Origin of the sequence: Ruegeria sp. PrR005 (genome assembly GCF_010500245.1) — a bacterium.
GTDB classification, from domain to species: Bacteria; Pseudomonadota; Alphaproteobacteria; order Rhodobacterales; family Rhodobacteraceae; genus Ruegeria_B; species Ruegeria_B marisflavi.
Genome location: NZ_JAAGOX010000038.1, coordinates 1 through 3143, shown reverse-complemented (window position 1 = coordinate 3143; position 3143 = coordinate 1). Strand labels below are relative to the sequence as shown.

Genomic DNA, 3143 nt, shown 5'->3' with positions numbered 1-3143 from the left:
CGGGGAAAGGTTCACATGGCTCAGTTCTCAGTGGAAATTATCCGCCGGCCCGGCTCACTTCTGGGTGGAAATCAACACGCTAACTTTTCGGCGGTTCGGTCGATTGCCCTGATGTTCAGATCAGTCTCAAATTCATCTGCGTCACCACCCTGCAAAGCGTCCTTTACGCCATCTAGAATACTTCGAAACACCTCTGCGAGGTCGACATTAGCATCAGATGTTTTGACGTGCTTGAGCAACTCGTACACCAAATCGTCAGCATCTTCTTGAAACTTCTTCTCAAGGTTTGCGATGCGGGTCTTTGCGTCATCGCTGTGGCTATATTCTTCTACAAGAATAGCTTTTGAAATTTGAACATAAGGTATCAACAAATCTAATAATTCTGACATTCTTGAACTGTCCTCGGTATATCCCGCCGCGGGTTTCTAGGCTGGCCTTATTGCAGACCCCAGATGCACGGCAACGTCCAAGCGGACTGGCAATCGGAGCAAAGGCCCTGCGGTCAAAGGATGGCGCGGTGTGAAGTAATCACCCCTATTTTCTGCCACGTTCATATGCCGGCTGCGAAGGCTTGCAAGAAGCGTTGAAGGTTACTTCTTTTTTGCGGCTTCGGCTGCCTTACGTTCTGCATCTCGTTTTGCTTGTTCTGCTTCGCGCCTAGCATTTTCTCGTGCCGTCGCTTCGGCATAATTTTTTTTAACTTCTTCTGGTGAGGTTGCCATAGCTACTCTCTGGATTGTTGTATCTAGGTTGGTCGCTTGAGGTTATCAGAGTTAACTTCAAGGTCCAGCGTGCTCTTTTAGCGTTGCCGCGACACGTCGCACCACTCAAGCGTTGTGTGCACGCTGTCTCGATGTTGGAAAATGTTAGACATGGCATGGGCGGGTGTGCCTTTTTACCGGCTCTGTTGCACAAATCCTGTGAGGGATTCATCTCGTGAATCCAGCATGGTAGCTGGGCGGCATGAGCAGACCCATACCCCCCGCTTACAAGACCAGGAACTGGCCGGCATACAACGAAGCGCTCAAGCGCCGCGGCTCGCTGACGATCTGGTTCGATCCCGAGATGATTTGGGACGGCCATCAGCCCTCGCGCCCTCCACCCAGGGCCCGTGCCAGAATCACAATCCCCATAGCGCCACTCACCTCGTGGGTTCGTTCAATCCGGCTTCAATGAGGTCGCGTAACGCGCCAGAGCCCACCCGATCCGCCGCGCGACCTCACAGAACCCTCCAGATTCCCATAGCGATTGTCCTGTGATTCCATGCGTTGCAGGTAGATATGGGGGTCAGAGATGGGCAAGCCGCATCCTGTAGAGTTGCGTGAACGTGCTGTGCGGCTTGTCGAGCAGGGCAGCACGCATAGCGCGGCGGCGCGGCGGCTGTGCGTTTCGATCAAGTTCGTCAACGACATGGTACGGCTCAAGCGCGAGACTGATGCGCTCGTGCCGAAACCTCAGGACAATCCCGGGCGCGGCAAGTTGAGCGGTGTAAAGGGCTGGGTGGAGCGCCGGATCGCGGCGCAGCCCGATTTGACGATTGACGAGTTGACCGCGGAACTGGCCGCGGAGCACGGGGTGAAGGTGCATCGCTCGTCGGTCGGTCGGCTGCTGCTCAGGCTCGGGCTGTCACACAAAAAAAGACCTGAAAGCGCTTGAGCAGAAGCGCCAGGACGTGGCCGATCTGCGCCGCATCTGGATCGGCAAACGCCAGCCCTTCATGGTCAGGCATCTGGAAAGACTGGCTTTCATCGACGAGACATCACTCAAGACCAACATGGCAAAGACCACGGGCTGGGCCCCGCGTGGGCAGCGCCTGGTCGATCACGCGCCGTTCGGGCACTGGCGCACGCAGACCTTCATCGGTGCCCTGCGCCATGACCGCCTCGATGCCCCTTGGGTGATCGACGGGGCAATGAACGGTGAAATGTTCGACCTCTATGTCGAGACCCAGCTGGTGCCGACCCTGCGCCCCGGCGACGTGGTTATCCTCGACAACTTGTCGAGCCACAAAAGCCCAGGTGCTGCAAAGACCATGCGTGGCATCGGAGCATGGTTCCTGTTCCTGCCGCCCTACAGCCCCGACCTCAACCCAATCGAAATGGCCTTCTCCAAACTTAAGGCGCTGATCCGAAAGGCTGCCGCCCGAACCTACCATGAACTTTGGCAGGTAGTCGGTCATGTGTGCGACCTGTTCACCGATGAGGAATGCTACAACTTCTTCCAGGCCACAGGGTACAGAACCGATTAAACGCGCCAAATCTAGAACGCTTGCAGAGAACGTCTTGCCGATGATCGAGCAGATCAGGGTAGGCCGCTCCGGGGTTCGCCAATTTGAGCCTTTCGAGATCGTCAGCAGGCAATCCGGGCTTGATCAACCACGCACTGGACGTCGCTAAATGTGAGGGATTCGGGCGCGGGCCGAAATGCGCTTTGCCGAGGTATACGACGTTGAGCAGGAAACCCAAGGGAATGCACTGGCGCACCTATGGCTGCTAACCTGGGCCAGATTCTGCGAAGGGGAGTTAAAATCGGAAAACTGTTACCGGGGAACGGCTTGCCGGTCGGCGCGGCATCCCAGCTCATCTCGGGATCTAACCAGATCGTCAGCGAGCCGCGGCGCTTAAGAGCTTCGTTATAGGCCGGCCAGTTCCAGGTCTTGTAGGTAGGGGGTGTCGGTCTGCTCATGCCTCACAGCTACCATGCTGGATTCACGAGATGAATCCCTCACGGGATTTGTGCAACAGAGCCGGTTCTATCGGTGAGAATGTCGGATGCTTATAGCCATAGACCAGCGTTCGTGAGACGTTCGTTTGTGCACGGCCTCCAGAATGGCCAATGCTACTAACCGCACTGTGGAGTTGGTCGAAATGAAAAAGTCGATACTAGCATTGGCTCTTGTCTTCGCGGGGCGCCTTGCAAACGCCGACAACACAATGGAAGGCATGTTTGCCGAGTTTGAAAACTCCCTCGTTGGATTCGAATGCTCGAACGGAAGCGAATCTGTCTACATTTCATTTGGAAAAATCAGTGGTGTGTATCGTCTTATGGGGCACGCAAACTTACAAACCGACATTCTCCAAGTGGCCTGCCGTCTGATGTCAAGATTGCCAGAGACTGCCCGCTGGACAAGCCTTTTTTGCCCC

At 55.6% G+C, this 3143-nt stretch carries 5 protein-coding genes and 2 pseudogenes; 4 read left to right on the top strand and 3 right to left on the bottom strand.

The genetic code is table 11. The annotated features are described in order from the left end of the window. Positions 1 to 71: 71 nt before the first annotated feature. Together G0P99_RS17265 and G0P99_RS24960 are read right to left on the bottom strand one after the other, a co-directional pair. Entirely contained in the window at positions 72 to 389 is a 318-nt protein-coding gene (locus G0P99_RS17265) for a hypothetical protein (protein ID WP_164131730.1), read from the bottom strand. Between the two features lie 201 nt (positions 390 to 590). Continuing rightward, positions 591 to 722 (bottom strand): hypothetical protein, encoded by a 132-nt coding sequence (locus tag G0P99_RS24960; protein ID WP_255455792.1) that lies wholly within the window; start codon positions 720 to 722, stop codon positions 591 to 593. A 241-nt stretch (positions 723 to 963) separates the two neighbouring features. Here G0P99_RS24960 and G0P99_RS17260 point away from each other — a divergent pair. The 3 genes and pseudogenes from G0P99_RS17260 to G0P99_RS24570 form a co-directional block, all read left to right on the top strand. Beyond that, positions 964 to 1095 (top strand): annotated as a pseudogene (locus G0P99_RS17260) (IS5/IS1182 family transposase); the annotation flags it as partial. 198 nt (positions 1096 to 1293) lie between these two features. Continuing rightward, positions 1294 to 1656, top strand: a complete 363-nt coding sequence (locus G0P99_RS24575) for a hypothetical protein (RefSeq protein WP_239059855.1) — start codon at positions 1294 to 1296, stop codon at positions 1654 to 1656. Between the two features lie 16 nt (positions 1657 to 1672). Next, positions 1673 to 2248 (top strand): IS630 family transposase, encoded by a 576-nt coding sequence (locus G0P99_RS24570; protein WP_203583151.1) that lies wholly within the window; start codon positions 1673 to 1675, stop codon positions 2246 to 2248. Positions 2249 to 2553: 305 nt separating this feature from the next. Here the strand turns inward: G0P99_RS24570 and G0P99_RS17250 are convergent. Further along, positions 2554 to 2685 (bottom strand): annotated as a pseudogene (locus G0P99_RS17250) (IS5/IS1182 family transposase); the annotation flags it as partial. Between the two features lie 182 nt (positions 2686 to 2867). On the opposite strand from G0P99_RS17250, the gene G0P99_RS24565 reads away from it, so the two are divergent. Next, positions 2868 to 3143: hypothetical protein (locus G0P99_RS24565; protein WP_203583150.1), on the top strand; the 276-nt coding region annotated here is incomplete at its 3' end.

Excerpts from the sequence above, each read along its gene's own strand:
- G0P99_RS17265 (WP_164131730.1), bottom strand. The coding sequence starts at position 389 with ATGTCAGAATTATTAGATTTGTTGATACCTTATGTTCAAATTTCAAAA.
- G0P99_RS24960 (WP_255455792.1), bottom strand. The coding sequence starts at position 722 with ATGGCAACCTCACCAGAAGAAGTTAAAAAAAATTATGCCGAAGCGACG.
- G0P99_RS24575 (WP_239059855.1), top strand. The coding sequence starts at position 1,294 with ATGGGCAAGCCGCATCCTGTAGAGTTGCGTGAACGTGCTGTGCGGCTT.